The sequence below is a fragment of the Janthinobacterium sp. PAMC25594 genome (genome assembly GCF_019443505.1).
In the GTDB taxonomy this organism is placed as follows: domain Bacteria; phylum Pseudomonadota; class Gammaproteobacteria; order Burkholderiales; family Burkholderiaceae_D; genus Janthinobacterium.
In genome coordinates this window covers 2,745,951-2,769,270 of record NZ_CP080377.1, presented here as the reverse complement: position 1 = coordinate 2,769,270, position 23,320 = coordinate 2,745,951, and the positions used below count along the sequence as shown (strand labels likewise).

Here is a 23,320-nt window from a genome sequence, read left to right as displayed (position 1 = left end):
TTCAGCTGACGGTGAGCTTAGAACTTGTAGGAACCGCTCACATAGAACTGGCGGCCCAGGGCGCTCGAGTACGATGGGTTGTAGCCCACTTGATGCGAACCCGTGTTACGCAAGGTGAACGGCGGGTCGCGGTCGAACAGGTTCAGGATGCCGCCCGTGATTTCCACGTTCTTCAGCGGACGATAAGCCGTCTGGAAGTCGAAGGTGGTGTAGCTCGGCACTTCCAGCTGGATGCCATAGCATTCGCCAGGGCTGCCGGCGACGATCACGGCGCAACCATTTGCCGTCTGTTCCTTGTCCGTGTAACCATTGCGGTAGCTGGCGCTCAGCGTATGCGTGAACTTGGCCGTCTCGTACGTGCTGGTGGCACGGATGATGTTGCGGAAGCTGACCTTGTCGTTCGAACCGTAGCGATTCAGGCTGGTTTCCCATTGATCATTGGTGCCTGGCGTCGTGTAGCGCGAGCGCAGCAGGTAGGTACCCATCAGTCGGCTCGTCAGGCGGCCGTCCAGCAGCTTCATCTTGTGGGTGAAGTCGTAGTCGATACCGCGGTTTTCCACCTTGCCGATGTTGATTGGCAGCAGTTTGACGGCCAGCACGTCCTTGCCCGTCGAGGTGATGTGCTTGGTGGTGAACAGGTCGGCGTACTTGGCCGGATTGTTGAAGATCAAGCCTTCGGAGACCGCGGTCACCTGATCGTTGATCTGTACGTTCCACAGGTCGAACGACATCGACAGGCTGTCGATCGGCTCAAATACGGTACCGATGCTCCATTGCTTCGACGTTTCCGGTTTCAATTCCGGATTGCCGCCCTGGAAGGCTTCGAACTGCTGGCGCACCACGCCTTCGCAATAGTTGGCCAGCGGATGGCCGCCCATGCCGTTTGCCGCCGTCAACGGGCATTGGTAGTTACCGCCCGTGACGCCCCAGTCTTCCAGTGGGCCGGCAATTTCCTGCATGCTGGCGGCGCGGAAGCCGGTGCCGGCAGCGGCGCGGAACATCAGGTTCTTGGTCGCGGAATACTTGCCGCTGACTTTCCAGGTGGTGGCGTTTTCTTTCTTGCCTACCGTCTTGCCCGTCAGCTTGTCGTCGATGGCGCCGATCTGGTCATAACGCAGCGAGCCGGTCATTTCCAGTTTTTTCGAAATCGGCAGCATCAGTTCGGCATACGCGCCAGCGTTGTCGCGTGCGTATTCGCTGTCGACCTGTGCATTGTCAAACAGGATTTGCGCCTGCTTGGCGACGTCCGCCTGCTGCACCTTGTACGACGTGTTGCGGTAGTCGGCGCCCACGCCCAGCATGGCGGTGCCGCCTGGCAGCGAGAACACGGGACGCGAAGCGCGGCCATCGACGCCCTTCATTTCCACGGTTTGCGTGTTGTAGGTGCCGCTGAAACCGGTGCCCATCAATGCCTGGCGCATGGCGTCCGGCATGGAACCTACAGGGTAGGCGAACGGGTCGATATTGCCGGCGGCGATTTGCGCGTCGAACTTGTCGGCCAGCGGGAAACCGCTGACATAGGTCTGCGTTTGCTTGTTTTTCGAGTACGTTACAGCCGAGTTGATATCCCAGCCGAATGCATTGCCATCGATGCCGGCGACGATATGGGTGGCTTTGGTGCCATAGTCGTAGACGCGGTTGCCCATTTCCGACAGGCGGTATTTGGCGACGGCGCCCGTGGCATTGGCCAACTGCGCCGGCGTCAGGTTAGGCGCCAGGTATTTGTTGAACAGCGGCGAGCCGACATCGACGGAGAAATCGGCCGGGTACGGCGCAATGCTGGCGATGACGCGCGCTTCTGTGTAAGCAAGGTCATAGAAACCCTGGAAGCCGGTCTTGCCCAGTTTGACGGTACCCGAGCTGAAGATGGCATCGCGCTTCGATTCGGGATTGATTTCGATGGTCGATGGCGAATCGAAATAGCAATTGCCGTCGCCATAGAAATCCATGTTGCTGGCGGCGCACTTGCCGCCATGGGCCAGTGCATACGGGTTCAGGTTGACGGTATCGACGAAAGGCTCTTTGGTCTTCGGATTGATGACCACCTGACCCGTTACCGGGTCGGTACGGTTGTAATCGACAGCCGCATTGCCCGGGGCCGAACGCGAGGAACCGTTGATGAATTGCAGCGCCTTGCCGGTCTTCGGATCGTTGAAATTGATGATGCCGCTTTTCGCGAAGCTGCGCTGCGATGCTTTCAGCGATTTTTGTTCGTCATGGCTGGCCGACACGAAGATGCTGTAGCCGTCTTCGTCGATGTCGCCAAAGCCCTTGCTGATGGAAATGGAATTGCTGGCGCCGCCTTTTTCTTCCGGGCGCGAGTACTTGGCATTGATTTCCAGCGGCGCCGCACCTTTTTTCAGGATGAAGTTGACCACGCCGGCGATGGCATCGGCGCCGTACAGGGCCGAGGCGCCGTCAGTCAGCACTTCGACGCGTTCGATGGCCGACAGGGGGATCGAGTTCAGGTCGATGGTGGTGCCTGAATTGGACGGCGCCACACGGCGGCCGTTCAGCAGCACCAGCGTGTAGGCCGCGCCAATATCGTGGATCGATGCCGTGGTGACGCCGCCGCCGCCGCCGCCAACCGAATCGGCCGCCACGGAGAAGCCTTGCATCGCCGGGATTTGCTGGATGAAATCGGTGACCGTGGTGACGCCCGTTTTCTTGATATCTTTTTGATTGAACGTCTGCACCGGCAGCGACGCTTCGGAAGCGATGCGCTTGATGCTCGAACCCGTGACTTCCACGCGTTGCATGGTGCCATCTGTTGTTTCTTGTGCATACGCGGCGTGCATGCTCAGGGCCATGCCGCCTGCAAACATCAGGCGCAGCGACCGCGATATTACATTTTCTATCATCATCTGAAATTCCTTGTTATTGTGATAAAGGCGGCAATTATTTTGAAATAACTTGTTGCTTGCCAACAATTTATTTGCCTTTTTGAAAATCCACCAATGAAAATTCTGTAAATTTTCTGGGCCCTCATCAAAACATTCATGATTCAGATTGTCAATTTCGTGCGGACTTTTTGGATGAAATGCAACATATTCCTGTTTTTTTCATAATCCTTCAGTAATAAAATATCGTGAACCCTTGTCAGGCGTGCTCAGATGGGTAAAATAAAACGGCGCACATCATCGCTGACGGCGCCGCTTTTCTGTTGCTGGCACGCTGTTGCCAGCGCTGCCTGTTTTATCTGTCGCCCTGAAAATTCCCCTTAAAACGTATAGCTGCCGCGCAGGTAATACGCGTGCCCGATCGGATCCGTGTAGCGCGGGTCATAGCCTTTCTGGAACAGGGTGCCCTGGTTCGAGAACGGTGGTTCCTTGTCGAACAGGTTTTTCACGCCGGCCGTCAGCAGCAAGCCTTTCCACACGTAGCTGCCCGACACGTTCAGCAGGCTGTAGGAGGGCACATCGTGGCGGTATTGCGGATCGACCTGGTTCTGGTCCGTGTAGCCGGACTTGAACGATTGCGACACGGTGGCGCCCCAGTTGCCCTTGCGCCAGTTCAGCGCGGCCGTGTGTTTCCAGCGGAACACGGGATTGTTGTCCGCATAGCGGCCCACGTTGGCGATGAATTCGCCGCCGCGCTCGTTCTGGTAGTCATACTTGTGGGTCCAGGTGCCGTCCACCGACACGCTGAAATCGCCATAGGCGCCGCGTCCCAGGCGTGCATTCAGGCTGACGTCGATGCCGTCGGTTTTCACTTCACCGAGGTTGTCGTTCAGGTCGAGAATGGCAAAAGGCGAGCCGTCGGGATTGCGCAGGAACAAGGCCTTGTATTTCTCATAGTTGCCATAGATGGATTGCTCTGGCAGCGAGGAAATCTTGTCTTTCAGGTGGATGTTCCAGTAGTCGATGGCAACCGTGACTTCCTTGACCGGTTCGAGCACCAGGCCGAAGGCAAACGTGGTGGATTTTTCCGGTTTCAGCTTTGCATTGCCGCCTTGCAGCTTGAATTGCTGCAAGTCGCAATCGCGCAGCGGATTGGCGCCCGGCTGCGGCACGCCGCCCGGGCACAGAATCGGGTCGTCGTAGGAATCGTTGGTATCGTTCTTCGACGGCGGCGCGTTCTTTTCAAACAAGGTCGGGGCGCGGAAGCCCGTGCTGGCCGAACCGCGCAGCACCAGCGCGTTGCTGGCCTGGTAGCGCAGGGCCAGCTTGGGATTGGTGGTGCTGCCCACGTCGCTGTAATGGTCGAAGCGGGCGGCCAGCTGCACTTCCAGATCCTTGATCAATGGCAAGTTGACTTCGCCGAAGACGGCCTGGATGGTGCGCGAACCGCTTTTCGACAGCGAACCGGACAGGCCGGAACTGGCGGCCTGGCTGGCGATATCGCGGTTGACATTGAAGTCGGCTTTTTCACGCCGCAGCTCGCCGCCGAGAGCGATGGCCAGCGGGCCGCCGGCCAGCTGCATCAGTTCGCGGCTGCCCTTGATGTCGAAGCCCGTGGTGGTGACCTTGGCATTTTGCACTTCGCCGCGCAGGGCCGTGCTGTCCAGGTAAGCCTTGCCGGCCGCGTCCTGCATGCCGAAGGGGTTCAGGATGCCATTGAGCACGCCAGCGGCAAAGCCCGCATCCTGCACATAGCCGCCCGTAAATTTCTCGGACGACTTGCTGATCGCATGGCTCAGGCCCGTCTTGTAGTCCCAGCCAGCCAGCTCGCCTTCGAGGGCCAGCACCAGGCGGTCCGCCTTGCCGGTGGAATCGATCTGCCGCTGACCCGCTTCCACAGGGCGCCAGTTGACGCTCAGCGGCTGTCCCGACAGCCCCGGCTGGGCCGGCACGCCGCCCGCATTGCCCGGATAGTATTTGCTGGTATTGGGCAAGATCAAGCCCGTTTGCGGCGGCGGCGCCGTGCGCGCCTCCACCTTGTTTTCCGAATGCAGATATTCCACGGTGGCCAGGTGCCCGTCGCCCAGCTTGAAGGCGCCCTTGCCGAAGAATGCCACCTGCTCCTGTGCCGGCAGGTCGTCGATCTGCCGCGTGTAGTCCTGGCGGCAGGTGCCGTTGGCCGCCGCCACGGACAGGGGCGGGTTGCAGCCCGTGGCCGCATACGGATTGCCGGCCAGGCCCTTGCCGCCATTGGCCGCCGCATCGAAGTAGTTGCCGGGGAAAGTGGTGCCGCTGGTGAGCGACAGGCCGCGCTCGGGAATGATGCCCGTTGCCGAGAAGGCGCGGTCTTGCGAGGTCAGCACATTTTGCTTGTGGTAATCGACCACGCCGAAAATATTGTAGCCGTCCGTATCGAGCTTGCCGAAGCCCGTCGACAGGTTGATGCGGTGTTCGCCAGCCCCCTTGTGCTCGGGCGCGACGACCTCGGCGGTGATATTCGTGACGTTGACCGAGCGCTTGGTGATGAAGTTGATGACGCCGCCGATGGCGTCCGTGCCGTAGATGGCCGAGGCGCCGTCGCGCAGTACTTCGACGCGCTCCAGCGCGGCGATGGGAATGATGTTCAGGTCGACGCTGGCGCCGTCATACGGATGGTTGGCGATGCGCCGGCCATTGAGCAGCACCAGGGTCTTGTCGCCGCCCAGGCCGCGCAAGTCGGCGCTGGCCTGGCCGCCCGTGGGCAAGCCGCTGGTATTGCCGCCGACGGCATTGCCGCTGCCCATGCTGGAGGAATTCGAGGGTATCTTGCTGAGCACTTCCTGGGCGGTGGTCAGGCCCTGTTTGGCGAAATCCTCGGCCTTGAAGATGGACAGCGGCGTGGCCGTTTCCGAAACGAGGCGCTTGATGGACGAACCGGTGACTTCGACGCGCTGCATGCCGGCCGTTTCACCGGTTTCCTGGGCCAGTGCCGGCTGGCTGAGGATGCCGGCGGCGAGGCCGCTGGCGCAGATCAGGCGGATGGAGCGGGACAGGCATATTTCTCTAATCATGTTCAAGACTCCTGATGAAGCGGTTGGCTAAAAGGGCAAGAACGGCCGCGCTGGTTGGCGCACCGAGAATATTAAAAAGGATTTATATCTTTTCAACGGAGCCACTGTAATGATCCGCAAAAGTCCTTGTCAACATGGCAAACGGCTTTGTGTGCTTAAACAACGTAGTACGTCATTGGTACTGATTTAAAACAAAGAAGATGCATTTTGTGCCACATTGGCGAGGAAAACGGCCGTGCCCAATGCAGGCTTCGGGTAAGCAAAATAAAAACGCCCGCTGCGGTGCAACGGGCGTTGGCGTGACTGGCATGGCGATAGTGACTTGCGCCTGCGCCGGGGCTTAGAAGAACTTGTAGCTGGCGCCCAGTTTGAAGTAGCGGCCGATGGCGCCGCTGGCATCCATCGGGTTGTAGCTCATGCCGCCGTAGGTCAGCGGGTCGAGCGGCGCGATCTTGTCGGTCACGTTGTTGATCGAGGCAAACAGTTGCAGCTGTTTGTTGACGTTCCAGCGGCTCGACAGGTCCAGCGTGGTGAACGAAGCGAGCTTGCAACCGTTCGGCGCCGGCGTGCCGTCGGCCAGCTTGGAGGCGCACGGCTTGCCTTCAAACAGGATGTTTTTCATGTCCGAGCGGTAGTTCAGCACGCCGCTGAAGTTCCAGTTGCCCAGGTCCCACGAGCCGGTGAGATTGATCTTGTCCTTTGGCGTGCCGGCGCAGTTGGAGGTATCGCAATTGCCATGCGTGCCAGCGAACTGGTAGCGCACGGTGGCCGACTCGGCGCGTACCCACGAGGCGATGTGGGTCCAGGTCAGGCCAAACGTGGCGCGGCCGTAGTCGCCCAGGCGCACGCGCTGCTTGACGTCCAGGTCGACCCCCTTGATCTCCGTGAAGCTGGAGTTGCGGTATGGCGCCTTGGTGATCAGCAAGGTGCCCGTGTTCGGCGTGACCACGCCATTGATGGTCAGGTTGTTGTCGGCGCGGACGGCGGTCGGCAGTGCGGCCGCTTCGTTGTACGGCAGCGGATTGATCTCGTTTTCACGCTTGATCTTCCAGCCATCGAGCGACAGGCTGGTATCGTTGAACGGATCCCACACGAGGCCCAGGGTGTAGCCCTTGGACTTTTCCGGCTTGAGGCTGGGGTCGCCGATCTTGACGGCCGCCACCTGCAGTTCGCAGTCGCTGGCATTGGCGCCCGGCAGGCGGGTGCCGCCCGGGCAGCGCACGGGATCGCTCACCGTCGAGGTGCCCGTCGATTGAGAATTGGCATTGCTTTCCGCTGGACCAGGTGCGCGGAAGCCTTCCGAATATGTGCCGCGCACGGCGAAGGTCTTCAGCGGCGTCCACTTGGCGCCCAGTTTCGGCGTGGTCGAGGAGAACCGGTCATATTTGTCGTAACGCAAGGCGCCCGACAGTTCCACCGTCTTGATCACGGGCGCCAGCACTTCGAAGAACACGGCCGAGACCTTGCTGTCGCCTTTGGCCGCCACATAGCTGGAGTTGATGGAACCGTCCTGCGTGCCCGACAGCGATGGATTGTCGAGCTTGTCGCGGCGGTGTTCCGCGCCTACGGCCAGGCCCAGGGAGCCACCCGGCAACTGCATGAGTTCGCGCGATGCCTTGAAGTCGATGATGTCGAGCTTGGTGGTGGAATCGGAGGTGGCGTTCGTCACCATGGCCGCATACAGCGAGGCCGGATTCTTGCCTGCCTGCGCGCCGATGTAGTACGGGAAGTGTGGGCTGTTCGGATTGCCCAGCGCATCCTTGACGACGGCCATGTTCAGCATGTTGCTGTAATCGAGGTGCAGCTTCGATTCCGAATGCGTATAGCCGGCATCGTAGTCCCAGCCCATGGCGTTGCCCTTGATGCCGAGCACGATGCGGTTGAACTCGTTGTTGGCCTGGCGCGTGCTGGCGCCCACGTCGAAGGCCTGGTAGCGCACGCGCACGGGCACGCCATACGGATTTTGCGGATGGTTGGCGGCCAGCACAATGGTGGTGCCGGCGCCGGAACCGTAGTTGACGACGCCAGTCGGGCTGGTGGCATTCGGCGGGAAGGCGATGGTCGGCGTGATCGATGGCGGTATCAGGGTGAAGGCCGTATCGCGCTTCGAATAACCCGCTTCCGCATACACCTGGGTGTCGGCATTGACTTGCCAGGTGCCGCGCGTGTACAGGTTGATCGATTCGATCTTCGGCTGCATCGAGCGGAACTGGTCGTGGTGCCACAGGCAGCCGCCTTTCGGATCTTGCGGTGAAGACACGGACAAGTTGGCGCAGCCGGGCAGGGACACATAGTTGTTGGTGACGGGGTCGCGGATCAGGCCCGTCGGCGCGGCATTCGCATCGTTGTTGCCATTGATGTAGCCGCCGGCGAACTGGGTGTTGATCGCGTAGCCATACGGCCGCAGGTCGGCCTTGCCTATCCATTTGCGGCCGGCGCGGTCATTGTTCATCAGCATGTCCGATTTGCTGTACTCGGCATTGAGGACGAAGTTGAATTTATCCGTGTCCAGGTTGCCCTTGCCGAAGGTCAGCGAGGCGCGGTGCTGCTTGGCGTCGCTGTCGCCGGAGATGCCCGTGTCGCCTTTCAGGGTCAGGCCTTCGAAGTCCTTGCGCAGGATGATGTTGACGACGCCGGCGATGGCGTCCGCGCCGTAGGTCGACGATGCGCCATCCTTGAGGATTTCGATGCGCTCGACGATCTGCATCGGCACGGTGGACAGGTCGGTAAAGCTCTTCTGGCCGTCATCGGCGCGCGCGAACGGCGCCATGCGGCGGCCATTGAGCAAGACCAGGGTCGAGGTGGCGCCCAGGCCGCGCAGCGAGATGGCCGTGGAGCCGGCGGCAAAGCCGTTGCCGAAGCCCGTCGGCAGGGAGCCGGCGCCATCGGCGGTCAGGGTTTGCAGGTATTCGGCGACAGTGGCCTTACCCGATTTCATCAAATCGTCGCGGGTGATGACCTGTACCGGCGATGCGGTCTCGGCCGTGGCCCGTTTGATGCTCGAGCCTGTAATTTCCACACGTTGTACATTGGCGTCTTGCGCCATTGCCGGCGCAGCCATCATGCCTAGGCTGAGCGCTGCTACGCTACCTGAAAAAATCAGGCGTACGGATCGGGACATCACTGTTTCCATCATCATTCTCAGAACTCCGAAAGTGTGCTCGGCCGGCCCTTGTGCGGCACAGCTTTGCCAGGGTGATAAAGATTGCTGCGTCGGCAATCGCCATGGGTCAAACGGCATATCGCGTGAATTGCCGTCATTGATAAGACCACTTGCCAAGAAACTTTGTCAACGCACACGCATGTGCTTTCATCATGGAAACAACAGTGTTTTTTAGAATGTTGATATGTTTTAATATTTGCAATTATTTTAATGTTGCACTGCGATGCGTATTTTTCGTACTGCCATAAAAACAGTTGTCATTGGCGGCCGTAACGGTTACTGCCAAGTCGATTTTTCATGGCGGCGGCCTGTCTTTGTTGCGGTGCGGAAAATTCTCTCCGCAAGGCAGGTGGCCGTGGCTGCGCGCCACGCCAGTGCTGCGGCTTTTCGCCCGGCGAACGGAATATGCGTTATCGTTACGCCTTTTTCCGGCTCGCCTGCTTGTGGGTGTGGCTGGCGACGAACAAGGCACAGATCTTGCGAGGATGGACTGGTTTTGGCGGTGGACTCCTGTATCCCAGGGGGAAGCCAGTACAAGCGCACTAATACGGTGCGACAGATAATCGAGATGAAGGGTATTACATGAAGTCACCATGGATGCGGCGCGTGGCGCTGCTCGCCTGCCTGGCCACCCTGCCGCTGGCGGCCGTTGCCGTTGCTGCGGATGCCACCCCGGCCCCCGCGGCCGCGCCGGTGAAAACCTTGCGCTATATCCTGCCGGCCGCCGAGACGGGTTTCGACCCGGCCACCGCGCGCGACCTGTATTCTAACCACATCACGCAGGCCGTCTTCGACACCCTGTACACGTATGACTACCTGGCGCGCCCCGTCAAGGTGGTGCCCGGCGCGGCGGCCGCCATGCCGGAAGTGTCGGCCGACGGCAAGACCTACACCATCCGCCTGAAAAAAGGCATCCTGTTCACGCCCGACGCCGCGTTCGGCGGCAAGCGCCGCGAACTGACGATGGCCGATTATGTGTATTCGTGGAAGCGTTTGTTCGACCCGCGCCTGGCCTCGCCGCACAGCTGGCTGTTCGAAGGCAAGGTAGTGGGCCTGGACGATCTGGCCAAGGAAGCGGCCAAGTCGAACAAACTCGATTTCAATAAAAAGGTGGCGGGCCTGGAAATCCTCGACCCGTACACCCTGCGCATCTCGCTGACCAAGACCGATTTCAATTTCCCCATGATTCTCGCCTATGTGCCGACGGCTGCCGTGGCGCGCGAAGTGGTGGAAAAATACGGCGACGTGAAGGGCGAAGTGGGCTCGAATCCTGTCGGCACCGGCTACTACACCTTGGGCGAATGGACGCGCGGCAACCGCATCGTTTTAAACCGCAATCCGCAGCACTTGCCCGAGACGTGGAATTTCATGGCCGGCGACGACCCGGACGACCAGCGCATCGTGCGCCAGATGCAGGGCAAGCGCATACCCGCCATCGACCGCATCGAAATTTCCGTGATGATCGAAGACCAGTCGCGCTGGCTGTCTTTCCAGAGCGGCGGCACGGACGTGTTCTGGCTCGATGGCCCGCTGGCGCCGAAAGCCTTGCTGAACGGCAAACTGCGCCCCGAGCTGGCGGAGAAGGGCGTGCAACTGTCGCGCCTGCTCGATCCCGAGATCAGCTATTACTACTGGAATATGCAAGACCCGACCCTGGGTGGCTTCAGCAAGGAAAAGATCGCCCTGCGCCGCGCCATTGCCATGGCGCACAATATCGACGAGGAAATCCGCATCATCTGGAATGGCCAGGCCAAGCGCCTCGACTATCCAATTCCACCGGGCGTGGTCGGCTACGACCCGCACTATAAATCCCTGCTGCAATACGATCCCGTGCTGGCGAATAAACTGCTGGATAAATTCGGCTACAAGAAGGGCGCCGACGGCTGGCGTACTTTGCCAGATGGCAAGCCGCTGCTGATCCGCTACGCTTCGCGCAACGAAGCCAATGGCGTGCTGCAGGCGGAAATGTGGCGCAAGACGTACAACTCGCTGGGCATCCGCATGGAAAACGACCGCATGATCTTTTCCGACATTCTGAAGACGGAAAAGCAGTGCAAGATGCAGACGCGCACGGCACCGTGGCTGGCCGATTATCCGGACGGCGACAACTTCATGCAGCTGTTCTATGGCCCGAACACGCACCAGAACAACAATGGTTGCTACCAGGACCCCGAGTACGATAAATGGTATGCGGCCAGCCAGGCCATGCCGGCCAGCCCCGAGCGCGACGAGCTGTTCCACAAGATGGCGCGCCGCCTGGAAGTCAATGCGGGCGCCCTGATCGGCTACGCGCGCTATCGCAACATGCTGGCGCAAAAGTCGGTGCAAGGCTACAAGAAGCACCCGATCCTGTTCCAGGAATGGGCCTTCATGGACATTGACAGCAATGGCGCACCAGTTCCCGCGCCAGCCGCCAAATAAGCGCAGCTTATAAAAACAAGGAATCATTATGTTTGCTTATATCCTGCGCCGTCTGTGGCAGATGCTGCCCACCATGCTGGGCGTCGTCCTGCTGGTGTTTATATTGTTCAACTGGGTGGGCGGCGACCCCGCCTACATTTTGGCCGGCAAGATGTCGAGCGCGGAAAGCATCGCCAACATCCGCCGCCAGCTCGGTGTCGACCAGCCGTACTACGTGCAGCTGTGGATCTTCATCAAGCAGATCGTCACGTTTGACTTCGGCCAGAGCTGGGCGACTGGCGAGTCCGTGTCGCACATCATCACCTCGCGCCTGGGGCCGTCGATGATGGTCTTGATCCCGCTGACCGTGCTGGAAACGTTTTTTGGCGTGGCGCTGGCGCTGGCCATCGCCTTCGTGCGCGGTTCGCTGACGGACCGGATGGTGATGATCGCCTGCACGGTGGGCATGTCGATTTCCATTCTCGTCTACATCATCGTCTTCCAGTATGGCTTCGCCTATAAACTGGGCCTGTTCCCCGTGCAGGGCTGGGGCGACAGCTTCTGGGAAAACCTGCTGCGCTATTCGACCCTGCCGATTCTGATCGGCCTGGCCGTGTCGATCGCGCCGACCCTGCGCCTGTTCCGCACCTTCGTGCTGGACGAAGCGAACCAGGATTACGTGCGCACGGCGCGCGCCAAGGGCCTCAAGGAAGGCCGCATCATGTGGGTGCACGTGCTGCGCAACGCCGGCATCCCCATCATTACCTATGTGATGTCGAACTTGCCGGCCCTGCTGATCGGCGCTTTCCTGCTCGAGCGCTTTTTCGGCATCCCCGGCATCGGGCGTGAAGTGATTCTGGCCGTCGAGCGCAGCGACTTTCCGGTGATCAAGGCGATCACCGTGTACGTCGCCGCCGCCACCATGCTCTTCAACCTGCTCACCGACCTGCTGTACCAGGCGGTCGATCCTCGCGTACAACTGAAGTAGAAAGAGACGATGTCGAAACCTCATACATCGCCCGGCCTGTGGGCCCTGGCGTGGCGCCGTTTGCGCGGCGACAAGATTGCAATGGTATCGCTGGCCGTGGTCGGCGCCTTTTTCCTGCTGGTGCTGGCCTCCGCCAGCGGCCTGGTGGCCTCGAACTGGGAAGATGAAGTGGCCGTCAGCTATGCGCCGCCCACTTTTGTGGGTGCCGACAAGGACGCGGCCGGCGCCGGCGACGGCGCCATTCCCCAGTCCGACGAGCGCAGCGCGCCGACACCCGTCAATGTGCTCGACCTGCTGGCCGACGATATCGCCGAACTGCGCGCGCAGATGGGCAGCAATCCTTCTGCCGGCGTGGACATGTACGGCGTCACCGACCCGCTGGCCGACGACTTGACGGCCTTGCGCGCCGGCATGGGCAAGGCCAAGAAATTGATCGCGCACAAGGCGGCGACACTGCCATTCGGCGCCGACAAGTGGGGCCACGACATCGTGCAGAAAACCATCAAGGGCGGCGAGACATCGATCGTCGTGGGTCTGGTGGCGGCCTTGCTGGCCGTTGTGCTGGGCACACTGTTTGGCGCCGTGTCCGGCTACTTCGGCGGCATCGTCGATGACTTTTTTAATTGGTTCTACAGCATCTTCACGTCGATTCCGTCGATCTTGATGATCTTGACGGTGGCGGCCGTGCTGCAACAGAAGGGCGTGCTGACCATCGTGCTGATCCTCGGTTTGACGGGCTGGACGGGGCCGTACCGCCTGATCCGCGCCGAATACATCAAGCACAAGGCGCGCGAATACGTGATGGCGGCCGACGCCATCGGCGCCTCGCACTGGCGCAAGATGTTTTCGCATATCTTCCCGAACGTCAGTCACGTGGCGCTGGTGCAAATGTCGATTCTGGTGGTGGGCTTCATCAAGGCCGAAGTGATTCTGAGCTTCCTCGGCTTTGGCGTGCCGGTGGGCACCGTCTCGTGGGGCAGCATGCTCAACGAGGCACAAAATGAACTGATCCTGGGCAAATGGTGGCAGCTGACAGCCGCCGCCACGGCGATGGCCGTGCTGGTGACGGCGTTCTCGCTGTTTACCGATGCCTTGCGCGATGCGCTCGACCCCAAAGTGAAATAGGAGTTGCTCATGGACCAGAATAACCTGTTGGAAGTGCGCGACCTGCGCGTCACCTTCCGCCTGGACAAGAAGACCACGTTCGAAGCCGTCAAGGGCATCTCGTTCAACGTGCCGCGCAACAGCACCGTCGCCCTGGTGGGCGAGTCGGGCAGCGGCAAGTCCGTCAGCTCCTTGGCCGTGATGGGCTTGTTGCCGCCAGATAACACCATCATCGACAAGCAATCGAGCATCCTTTTCGGCGGGCGCGATTTGCTGCAATTGTCGATCGCCGAGCGGCGCACCATGTGCGGCAAGGATATCTCGATGATCTTCCAAGAGCCGATGTCGTCGCTGAACCCCGTGTTTACGGTGGGCTTCCAGATCGCCGAAGTGTTGCGCCAGCATATGGGCATGAACCGCAAGCAGGCGCGCGCGCGCACGCTGGAGTTGCTCGACGAAGTGGGCATACCCGATCCCGCCACCAAGATCGACGCCTATCCGAGCCAGATGTCGGGCGGCCAGCAGCAGCGCGTGATGATCGCCATGGCGATCGCCTGCGAACCGAAACTGCTGATCGCGGACGAACCGACGACGGCGCTGGACGTGACGATCCAGAAGCAGATCATGGACCTGATCGCGGCGCTGCAAAAGAAGCATCAAATGTCCGTGCTCTTCATTACCCATGACCTGGGCCTGGTGGGAGAGATCGCCGACCAGGTGATCGTCATGCGCCATGGCGAAGTGCGCGAGACGGGGGAAGTGCGACAAGTGTTTGAAGCGCCGGCCGACGCTTATACCAAAGCCCTGCTGCATTGCCGCCCGTCCCTGGACCAGCGCCCGTGGCGCTTGCCCGTCATTGCTGATTACATGGACGGCAAGGCCGGCCCCGGCATCGAAATGCAACAGCGCACGCGCGGCTACACGCCGGGCGACGAACCGGTGCTGGTGGTGAATAACCTCAGTAAAAGCTTTTATACGCGTGTAGGCCTGTTCGGCAAGCGCGAATTCCAGGCCGTCAAGGATGTGTCCTTCACTTTACCGCGCGGAAAAACCCTGGGCGTGGTGGGCGAGTCCGGTTCCGGCAAGACGACGGTGGGCCTGACCTTGCTGCGCCTGCACCAGGCAACGAGTGGCACGGCCATGTTCCACGGCAAGGACCTCATTTCCATGCCGAACAGGGAGTATTTGCCCTATAAACGCCGCATCCAGATCATCTTCCAGAATCCGTATGCGTCCCTGAACCCCCGCTTTACGGTGGGACAGATCTTGCTGGAGCCGATGCGCATTCACAAGATCGGCGCGAACGACCAGGAACGCATCGCCAAGGCCTACTGGCTGCTCGATAAAGTCGGCTTGCCGGAACAGGCTTTCCACCGCTATCCGCATGAGTTTTCCGGCGGTCAACGCCAGCGCATCGCGATTGCCCGCTGCCTGACCATGCAGCCGGAAATTCTGGTGTGCGACGAATCCGTGTCGGCGTTGGACGTGTCGGTGCAGGCGCAGGTGCTCAACCTGTTGCAGGATTTGCAGGATGAATTCGGCTTGTCGTACATCTTCATCTCGCACGACTTATCCGTGGTGAAATACATCGCCGACCAGGTGATGGTGATGCACAAGGGGCAAGTGGTGGAGCTGGCCGATTCGGATGAGCTGTACCGCAATCCCGTGCATCCGTACACGCGGACCTTATTGAGTGCGATCCCGAAGGGCGTGCAAATATAAACACGCTTTTACGGTAAGATAGCGGCCATGCCCAACCTCATTTACCTGCTCGAACATTACGGTGTCCTGATTGTCTTTGGCATCGTGCTGGTGGAGCAGCTCGGCTTGCCGATACCCGCCTTTCCCATCCTCGTGGTGGCGGGTGCGCTGGCCGTCGATGGCGACATGAATGGGGGGCTGGTGCTGGCCGCCGCGCTGGGTGCCTGCCTGATCAGCGACTTCACATGGTTCCGCGCGGGCCGGCATTTCGGCAAGCGCATCCTGCGGCTGCTGTGCCGCATCTCGCTGTCGCCCGATTACTGCGTCAGCCAGACGGAAGACAAATTCAAGCGCTGGGGCCCGAAAGCCCTGATCGTTTCCAAGTTCGTGCCGGGATTCAATACCGTGGCCGCGCCCATGTCGGGCGCGCTGGGCACGCCGCCGGGCCTGTTCTTCTTGTACGCGAGCCTGGGCGCCTTGCTGTGGAGCGGCACGGGCATCGTCGTCGGCGTGATTTTCCATGCCAGCGTGCAGCAGGTGCTCGACTTGCTCAGCACCATGGGCAGCACGGCTTTGCTGATGCTGGCCACCTTGCTGGGCTTGTTCCTGCTGTATAAATTCCTCGAACGCCGGCGTTTCCGCCAGGCCTTGCAAATCGAGCGCATCGGCATCGATGAATTGTTCGAACTCATAGAGCAGGGCGAAGAACCGCTGATGGTCGACGCGCGCAGTGCCACGGCGCAGGCGCTGGAGCCGGCCGTGCCGGGCGCCTTGTTCTTCAATGGCAAGGAACCTGTGCCGGCCTTGATCGGCATGGACAAGGACCGCCACATCATCGTGTATTGCAGCTGTCCCAACGATGTGACGGCCGCGCAAGTGGCCCAGCTGCTGCACCAGCACGGCTTTCACCGGGCCAAGCCCCTGCATGGCGGCCTCGATGCGTGGAACGCCGCCTACCGCTCGGACCAGCCGGCGCCCGCCAGCCTGCTGGGCGAAGGCATGCCCTCCTGATCAGTAAAAACCGGTAGTAATAATACGAAAACACCGCCGCCGGGCCACCGGGACGGCAGCGCCACGCCTGCGCCGTTCCATACAAAGCGGCTTTGCGCAAACTGCGGCATACTCTCCGTGGAGGGCTATTCCTGCTGCTGTGCAGCATGCTTTTCGCGCGCTTGTCGAGTGCAAGTACTTACTATAAATCATTGTTTTTGAGTAATTTTGGCGCCGCCTGTTGCATTTGGAGTGGAACTACCAATAAAGGCCTGATTTGATGTACTTAAACTACAAACTTTGCTTGCCTCCGGGCGCATTCATCCTTTAAGCTTGGCGTCCCATGCGTCCCACTTCATCATTTAAAATCATGAGCGCTTCGTCTTCTCCCGTACTGCCGACTTCCGCCTTTGCCGATGGACCGCGCCTGCTGGCCGACGTGGGCGGCACCAATGCCCGTTTCGCCCTGGAAGTGGCCACCGGCCACATCACCCTGGTGGAAGTGCTGCCCTGTGCCGATTACCCGAGCCTGTCCGCCGCCCTGCAAGCCTATCTGGCCCTGCCGCACATCGCCGCCGCTGGCGGGCAAGCTGTGCGCCATGCCGTGATCGCCATCGCCAACCCGGTCGACGGCGATTTCCTCAGCATGACGAATCACCACTGGTCGTTCTCGATCCGCGCCATGCGCGAAGAGTGCGGTTTCACGACCCTGGACGTGGTCAACGATTTCACGGCCCTGGCGCGCTCCTTGCCGCAGCTGTCGAGCGAACAAAAACACCAGGTGGGCGCGGGCACGGCCCGTCCGAACACGGCCATCGGCCTGATCGGCGCCGGCACTGGCCTGGGCGTGTCGGGTCTGATTCCCTCGCACGGCGGCTGGATCGCCCTGCAAAGCGAAGGCGGCCACGTCAGCTTCGCGCCGTTCAATGAAGTGGAAGTGAGCATTCTGCAATTTGCCTGGCGCGAATACGAGCACGTCTCGGCCGAACGCCTGATTTCCGGCGATGGCCTGGAACTGATCTACCGCGCCCTGGCCGACCGCGCGGGCGTGCCGGCGGAAGCCTTGCCGGCGGCGGAGATCACGCGCCGCGCGCTGGCCGGCGAATCCCAGCTGTGCGACGACGTCATCGAAGCGTTCTGCTGCATGCTGGGCACGGTGGCGGGCAACGTCGCCGTCACCCTGGGCGCGCTGGGCGGTATTTATATCGGCGGCGGCATCGTGCCGCGCCTGGGCGCGCGTTTCGACCGCTCCGGCTTCCGCGCCCGTTTCGAGCGCAAGGGCCGCTTCGCCAATTATGTCTCGCAAGTGCCGACCTTCGTCATCACGGCGCAGTACCCGGCTTTCCTGGGTGCATCGGCCATTCTCTCGGAGAAACTCGCCTCCCTGTGATGCGGGCAGCGGGCGATATGTCGCGCCAGAACCGGGTAAAACGCGTGTTTTGCCCGGTTTTGCGCTTTTCCGCTTTTTATCAGGTACAATTGGCATCGTTGGATGAAACGACGACTGTCGCTCTCCTGTCTGGCTGAATCTTCGCCACGGGAATAGCAGCGGCTCAGGAGTTCGTTTCATTGCTGGTTATTTAAGGCCAGCACCATGGATGGCAGGACTTTCACTGCATCCGCTTTAATCCCGCTTTGCGCGCATCGGCCAAGGCGTCGGAAAAACAGCCTCAACTTGTAACCCAGCACGGCGTCATCATCGATGTCTGCCATCTGTTACGTTGAAATGAACGTTTTTGATTTCTTTCTCTGCCTACGAATTGCAATACACATCCGCACAGAATTGCTATGAATACAATTGAGGCTAAAAAAGTCCTCGAAACCGCGTTGCTGTGCGCTCGTGAATCGCTGACGATCCACAGCCTGAAAAAGCTGTTCGTCGATGCGGACGAGAACGGTCGCGTGCGCGGTGTCGGCGTCGGCGCCGACACGATCAAGCAATTGCTGGAAGAATTGCGGCAGGAGTGGGAAGGGCGCGGCATCGAGATCGTCAGTCTGGCTTCGGGCTGGCGCTTTCAAAGCCGCCCGGAAATGAAGATGTATCTTGACCGCATGACGCCCGAGCGGCCGCCCAAGTATTCGCGGGCGACCCTGGAAACCCTGGCCATCATCGCCTACCGCCAGCCGGTGACGCGCGGCGATATCGAGGAAATCCGCGGCGTTGCCGTCAATTCGCAGACGATCAAGATGCTGGAAGACCGTGGCTGGGTCGATGCCATCGGTTACCGCGACGTGGTGGGACGGCCGGCCTTGCTGGCCACCACCAAGCAGTTTTTGGATGACCTGGGTTTGCATTCGTTGTCCCAGCTGCCGCCTTTGCAGCAAATCAGTGAAATGCAGGGCAATGGGCTCGAAGCCCTGGAAGCGGCCCTGCAAGAAAATTTTGACAAGGCAAGCAACGAGCTTGTCCCCCAGCTTGGTGCAGGTAGCAATACGGCTGTGACAGATGTAGATGTGACAGCAAGCCTTGATGCCGGCCCCGATGCTTCGCCCACGGACGAAGCCTACACTCACGACCCTGCGCCAGAACTAACGGTTGACGCTGCGCCAGGTCAGCACAGCCAAGAAACGAAGAATGAATAATCCGAACACACCCGAGACAGTAATCGCCAGCGACGAAGCCATCGTTGCCAAGCCCAAGCGCCGCACCAAGGCCCAGATCGAAGCTGATACGGCCGCTGCTGCCGTTGCCGGCGACGCCGTCGCTGCCAAGCCGAAGCGCCGCACGAAAGCCGACGTGGCCGCCGACGCGCCCGTCACCGCCGCCGCTGGCGATGCTGCCGCAGAAGCTGCGCCAGCCGTCAAGAAAACCCGCGCCAAGCCGGCCCTGAAAGCCGTCGCCGACGCCGCCGAAGCGGCCGCCGAGGCGGTTGCCGCCCCGGCGCCGCGTCCGCCGCGCGCGCGCGCCGCCGCCAAGGCCGCCGCCGCCGAGGCGGAAGCCGCGCCGGAAGTCGTCGCCGACAAGCCGGCCGAAGCACATCCGACCCGTGGTCCGCGCCAGATGCGCGGCGTACAGGCGGAACGCGCATTGCGCCAGCCGCCGCGCGCGGAAGCGCCGCAGGCGGCCGAAGCCGTTGCGGCAGCGCCTGCCGCAGAGCAAGTAGCCGCGCCTGTCGCCGATGTGTTTGATGCCGAAGGCAACCTCGTTTCCGGTCCGCGCCTGCCGCGCGGTCCGCGCAACGACGTGCCGGGCGCCGGCAAGAATGCCGGCAAGAGCCGTAAAAAGGGCAAGGGCCGCCAGGCTGCGCCAGGTAAACTCAGCGACGCTGACGCTGTCTTCTCGTTTGTCACCTCCGACGCGTTCGACAGCGAAGAAGGCGGCACGGGCCGCGTGCAGAAAGTGGCCGTGCGCCGCGACCTGACGTCCGACGACGACGCGCCGAAGCTGCACAAGGTGCTGGCCGAAGCCGGTCTCGGTTCGCGCCGCGACATGGAAGACCTGATCATGTCGGGTCGCGTGTCCGTGAATGGCGAGCCAGCCCACATCGGCCAGCGCATCTTGCCGAGCGACCACGTGCGCATCAATGGCAAGTTGATCCAGCGCCGCGTCAGCAAGAAGCCGCCAAGAGTGCTGGTGTACCACAAGCCGGCCGGCGAAATCGTCAGCCACAACGACCCGGACGGCCGTCCATCCGTGTTTGACCGCCTGCCGACCATGAAAGCGGGCAAATGGCTGGCCGTTGGTCGCCTCGACTTCAACACGGAAGGCTTGCTGCTGTTTACCACCTCCGGTGACCTGGCCAACCGCCTGATGCACCCGCGCTACGGCATCGACCGCGAGTACGCCGTGCGTACCCTGGGCGAGCTGGAAGAGGGCATGCGCCAGAAGCTGCTGGCCGGCGTCGAGCTGGAAGACGGCCTGGCGCAATTTTCGAAGATCGCCGATGGCGGCGGCGAAGGCATCAACAAGTGGTACCGCGTGGTGATCGGCGAAGGCCGTAACCGCGAAGTGCGCCGCATGTTCGAGGCGATCGGCCTGACCGTTTCGCGCCTGATCCGCACCCGCTACGGCGCCATGACCCTGCCAAGCGGCTTGAAGCGCGGTCGTTGGGAAGAAATGGAAGAAAATACCGTGCGCGATCTGTTGACCGCCTACGGCATTGAAAAGAAAATGCCGGCATCGGGCGACCCCCGTGCCGCTGGCGCCGCCAAGGGCCGCGAAGCGCGCAAGGTCGAACGCAAGGACCGCGATGACGAGCCGAATGGCAACCGCATCGATGTCAGCAACCGCAACGCCGATCCATTCCCGGTCGCGCCGCGCCGTGGCCAGCCGCAAGGCCAGTTTGCCCGTCCGCAAGGCCAGGGTCGTCCAGGCGGCACCGGCCGTCCAGGCGAAGCGCGTGGTCCTGGCCGTGGCCAGCCGCAAGGTCCGTTCCAGGGTGGGCAGCCGCGCTCGTCGGCATCGTTCGACGGTGCGCAAGGCCAAGGCCAAGGCCAAGGCCAGGGCCGTCCGCCGCGTGCGGCAGGCCAGGGTCAGGGGCGTCCTGCCGGTGGTGAAGGCCGCGCGCCGCAGCGTGGTCCGCGCCAGCCCGATCCGCTGCAAACGACCTTCGGCTTCGCCAACACGGGTCCGCGCCGCAATGCGGGCGGTGCTGCCGGTGGTCAGGCGCGTTCCGCTGGCCAACCGCGTGGCGGCATGGACCGTGGCGGCATGGATGGCATGCCGCGCCGTCGCAGCAAAGGTTAAATCAGAGGATTTCTTCTTGCGCGCCCGATAATCCGCTGCGGGCGCGCGCTCTTGTAACTGTTGTAAGCCGGGCCGCTCCTTGTGTGCGGCATTGCGGCGAAGTTAATAAGAGGTTATAATCCGCAGCCTAATAAAAGTTCTCCGCAGGGTTGTTTGGCGGGGAGTGCTTATCTGGTTGGGGAAATACAGGAAGATGGGCAGATGCCCATTTTTTTTTGTTGAACCGTTTGTCATGGCTCCGCAAGGGGCCATATATGACTTGAATGCGTGTTTTTGCATGTTGTCGGCGCTCAATGCGGCGCTGTCATGCCGAAAACGGGCCTTATTTCTGGAGAATTTCTTGCAGCAGTTGGGATTAATTGAAAAGACAGTTACAGGTCTGGGCTATGAGCTCGTTGATGTCGAACGTGCCGAGCGCGGAATGCTGCGCGTCTTTATTGATTTCAGCGCCGCCGATGCCGCTGAAAAAGGTCCGATCACGGTCGAAGACTGTGCCACGGTGAGTCACCAGTTATCGCATGTGTTGACGGTAGAGAACGTTCCTTACGAGCGTCTCGAGATTTCTTCCCCGGGTCTCGATCGTCCGGTGCGCAAGCTGGAAGACTTTGTCCGTTTCGCAGGCCAGGAAATCATCGTCAAGCTGAATGTGGCGATGCCGGGTACGAACAACCGGAAATCGTTCCAGGGGATCTTGCAAGAACCCGTGGGCGATAAATTGTCGTTGGAATTTGAAGGTAAGGATGGTCCGGCGATGTTGGAATTTACGCTCGCGGATGTGGATAAGGCACGCTTGGTGCCGCAGGTGGTTTTTAAGGGACGCAAAGCATGAGCCGCGAAGTTTTATTATTGGTTGACGCGCTGGCGCGCGAAAAAAACGTCGATAAAGATGTCGTCTTCGGCGCCCTCGAATTCGCGTTGGCGCAAGCCACGAAGAAACGGTATGAGGGTGAGGTAGACATCCGCGTTTCGATCGACCGCGAAACGGGCGAATTCGAATCGTTCCGCCGCTGGCACGTGGTGCCCGATGAAGCTGGCCTGCAATTGCCGGATCAGGAGATCCTGCATTTCGAGGCAAAAGAACAGATTTCCGATATCGAAGTCGATGACCACATCGAAGAGCCGATCGAATCCGTTGAATTTGGCCGCCGTTTCGCCCAGGATACCAAACAGGTTGTCCTGCAGCGCGTGCGTGACGCCGAACGTGAACAGATCCTGGTCGACTTCCTGGAACGCGGCGATTCGCTCGTCACCGGCACCATCAAGCGCATGGAACGCGGCGACGCCATCGTCGAATCGGGCAAGATCGAAGCGCGTCTGCCACGCGACCAGATGATCCCGAAAGAAAATCTGCGTATCGGCGACCGTGTGCGTGCCTACATCTTGCGCATCGACCGCAATATGCGCGGCCCGCAAGTGATCCTGTCGCGTACCGCGCCAGAATTCATCATGAAGCTGTTCGAACTGGAAGTGCCGGAAATCGAGCAAGGCATGCTGGAAATTAAATCCGCAGCCCGCGATGCCGGCGTACGCGCCAAGATCGCCGTCTACACGGCCGACAAGCGCATCGACCCGATCGGTACTTGCGTCGGCATGCGCGGTTCGCGCGTGCAGGCTGTCACCGGCGAGCTCGGTGGCGAACGTGTCGACATCGTGCTGTGGTCGGAAGATCCGGCGCAGTTCGTCATCGGCGCCCTGGCGCCGGCGAACGTGTCGTCGATCATGGTCGATGAAGAAAAACACGCGATGGATGTCGTCGTGGATGAAGAAAACCTGGCAATCGCGATCGGCCGTTCCGGCCAGAACGTGCGCCTGGCCTCGGACCTGACCGGCTGGAAGATCAACATCATGACGGCCGAAGAATCGGCTGACAAAGCTGCCCAGGAAACGGCTGCCGTGCGCATCCTGTTCATGGAAAAGCTCGATGTCGACCAGGAAGTGGCCGATATTCTGGTGGAAGAAGGTTTCGCCAGTCTGGAAGAAATCGCTTACGTGCCAATTTCCGAAATGCTGGAAATCGAATCGTTTGACGAAGATACCGTCAATGAACTCCGTACCCGTGCGCGTGATGCGCTCGTGACCGAAGCGATTGCTTCGGAAGAGGGTCTGGAAGGCATGGACGAGGCGTTGGTGGGTCTGGAAGGCATGGACCGCATTACCGCCGGCAAGCTGGGTCTGGCTGGTATCAAGACCGTTGAAGCATTTGCAGCACTGGCATACGACGAATTTGGCGCAATCCTGGCCTTGTCTGCGGACCGTGCGCGTGAACTGATTACAAGTGAATTTAAAGATGTGACCGACGATGAGATGAAGTTGGTTGACTCGAAATATGACGATCGTGCCAAGGCGTTGCAAGCCAAGGCATGGAGTCTGGCCGAATCCGCAAAGGCTTAATTTGAG

At 60.7% G+C, this 23,320-nt stretch carries 13 protein-coding genes; 10 read left to right on the top strand and 3 right to left on the bottom strand.

The window, feature by feature from the left end:
* Nucleotides 1-17: 17 nt before the first annotated feature.
* The 3 genes from KY494_RS12475 to KY494_RS12465 all read right to left on the bottom strand — a co-directional run bounded on the left by KY494_RS12475 (nucleotide 18) and on the right by KY494_RS12465 (nucleotide 9,011).
* Nucleotides 18-2,864, bottom strand: a complete 2,847-nt coding sequence (locus tag KY494_RS12475) for a TonB-dependent receptor (RefSeq protein WP_219891144.1) — start codon at nucleotides 2,862-2,864, stop codon at nucleotides 18-20.
* Nucleotides 2,865-3,220: 356 nt separating this feature from the next.
* Nucleotides 3,221-5,890, bottom strand: a complete 2,670-nt coding sequence (locus KY494_RS12470; RefSeq protein ID WP_219891143.1) for a TonB-dependent receptor — start codon at nucleotides 5,888-5,890, stop codon at nucleotides 3,221-3,223.
* A 340-nt stretch (nucleotides 5,891-6,230) separates the two neighbouring features.
* A complete protein-coding gene (locus KY494_RS12465; protein ID WP_219891142.1) occupies nucleotides 6,231-9,011 on the bottom strand; it encodes a TonB-dependent receptor in 2,781 nt (926 codons plus the stop codon).
* A gap of 624 nt (nucleotides 9,012-9,635) precedes the next feature.
* On the opposite strand from KY494_RS12465, the gene KY494_RS12460 reads away from it, so the two are divergent.
* From KY494_RS12460 to nusA, 10 genes are all read left to right on the top strand, one after another.
* Entirely contained in the window at nucleotides 9,636-11,474 is a 1,839-nt protein-coding gene (locus tag KY494_RS12460; RefSeq protein ID WP_258194823.1) for an ABC transporter substrate-binding protein, read from the top strand.
* A gap of 28 nt (nucleotides 11,475-11,502) precedes the next feature.
* Nucleotides 11,503-12,441: an ABC transporter permease gene (locus KY494_RS12455; protein ID WP_070219240.1), complete on the top strand. Its 939-nt coding sequence runs from the start codon at nucleotides 11,503-11,505 to the stop codon at nucleotides 12,439-12,441.
* Between the two features lie 9 nt (nucleotides 12,442-12,450).
* Nucleotides 12,451-13,566 carry an ABC transporter permease gene (locus KY494_RS12450; RefSeq protein ID WP_219891141.1) on the top strand — a complete coding sequence of 372 codons (1,116 nt, stop codon included), beginning with the start codon at nucleotides 12,451-12,453 and terminating at the stop codon, nucleotides 13,564-13,566.
* A 9-nt stretch (nucleotides 13,567-13,575) separates the two neighbouring features.
* Complete coding sequence (locus KY494_RS12445; protein ID WP_219891140.1) at nucleotides 13,576-15,267, top strand: ABC transporter ATP-binding protein; 1,692 nt, start codon at nucleotides 13,576-13,578, stop codon at nucleotides 15,265-15,267.
* 27 nt (nucleotides 15,268-15,294) lie between these two features.
* Entirely contained in the window at nucleotides 15,295-16,257 is a 963-nt protein-coding gene (locus KY494_RS12440) for a VTT domain-containing protein (protein ID WP_219891139.1), read from the top strand.
* 349 nt (nucleotides 16,258-16,606) lie between these two features.
* Nucleotides 16,607-17,626: a glucokinase gene (locus KY494_RS12435; RefSeq protein WP_219891138.1), complete on the top strand. Its 1,020-nt coding sequence runs from the start codon at nucleotides 16,607-16,609 to the stop codon at nucleotides 17,624-17,626.
* A gap of 398 nt (nucleotides 17,627-18,024) precedes the next feature.
* Nucleotides 18,025-18,819: an SMC-Scp complex subunit ScpB gene (gene scpB, locus KY494_RS12430; protein WP_034782524.1), complete on the top strand. Its 795-nt coding sequence runs from the start codon at nucleotides 18,025-18,027 to the stop codon at nucleotides 18,817-18,819.
* On the top strand, nucleotides 18,812-20,923 hold the full coding sequence (gene rluB, locus KY494_RS12425) for a 23S rRNA pseudouridine(2605) synthase RluB (protein ID WP_219891137.1): 2,112 nt from the start codon (nucleotides 18,812-18,814) through the stop codon (nucleotides 20,921-20,923). Before scpB ends, rluB begins: the two co-directional genes overlap by 8 nt.
* Nucleotides 20,924-21,263: 340 nt before the next feature.
* On the top strand, nucleotides 21,264-21,752 hold the full coding sequence (gene rimP, locus KY494_RS12420) for a ribosome maturation factor RimP (RefSeq protein ID WP_071079329.1): 489 nt from the start codon (nucleotides 21,264-21,266) through the stop codon (nucleotides 21,750-21,752).
* Nucleotides 21,749-23,314, top strand: a complete 1,566-nt coding sequence (gene nusA, locus KY494_RS12415; protein ID WP_071079176.1) for a transcription termination factor NusA — start codon at nucleotides 21,749-21,751, stop codon at nucleotides 23,312-23,314. Before rimP ends, nusA begins: the two co-directional genes overlap by 4 nt.
* Nucleotides 23,315-23,320 lie beyond the last annotated feature (6 nt).

Bases quoted from the DNA above. Each gene is read 5' to 3' on its own strand.
- KY494_RS12475 (WP_219891144.1), bottom strand. From the start codon at position 2,864: ATGATGATAGAAAATGTAATATCGCGGTCGCTGCGCCTGATGTTTGCA.
- KY494_RS12470 (WP_219891143.1), bottom strand. From the start codon at position 5,890: ATGATTAGAGAAATATGCCTGTCCCGCTCCATCCGCCTGATCTGCGCC.
- KY494_RS12465 (WP_219891142.1), bottom strand. From the start codon at position 9,011: ATGTCCCGATCCGTACGCCTGATTTTTTCAGGTAGCGTAGCAGCGCTC.
- KY494_RS12460 (WP_258194823.1), top strand. From the start codon at position 9,636: ATGAAGTCACCATGGATGCGGCGCGTGGCGCTGCTCGCCTGCCTGGCC.
- KY494_RS12455 (WP_070219240.1), top strand. From the start codon at position 11,503: ATGTTTGCTTATATCCTGCGCCGTCTGTGGCAGATGCTGCCCACCATG.
- KY494_RS12450 (WP_219891141.1), top strand. From the start codon at position 12,451: ATGTCGAAACCTCATACATCGCCCGGCCTGTGGGCCCTGGCGTGGCGC.
- KY494_RS12445 (WP_219891140.1), top strand. From the start codon at position 13,576: ATGGACCAGAATAACCTGTTGGAAGTGCGCGACCTGCGCGTCACCTTC.
- KY494_RS12440 (WP_219891139.1), top strand. From the start codon at position 15,295: ATGCCCAACCTCATTTACCTGCTCGAACATTACGGTGTCCTGATTGTC.
- KY494_RS12435 (WP_219891138.1), top strand. From the start codon at position 16,607: ATGAGCGCTTCGTCTTCTCCCGTACTGCCGACTTCCGCCTTTGCCGAT.
- scpB (WP_034782524.1), top strand. From the start codon at position 18,025: ATGAATACAATTGAGGCTAAAAAAGTCCTCGAAACCGCGTTGCTGTGC.
- rluB (WP_219891137.1), top strand. From the start codon at position 18,812: ATGAATAATCCGAACACACCCGAGACAGTAATCGCCAGCGACGAAGCC.
- nusA (WP_071079176.1), top strand. From the start codon at position 21,749: ATGAGCCGCGAAGTTTTATTATTGGTTGACGCGCTGGCGCGCGAAAAA.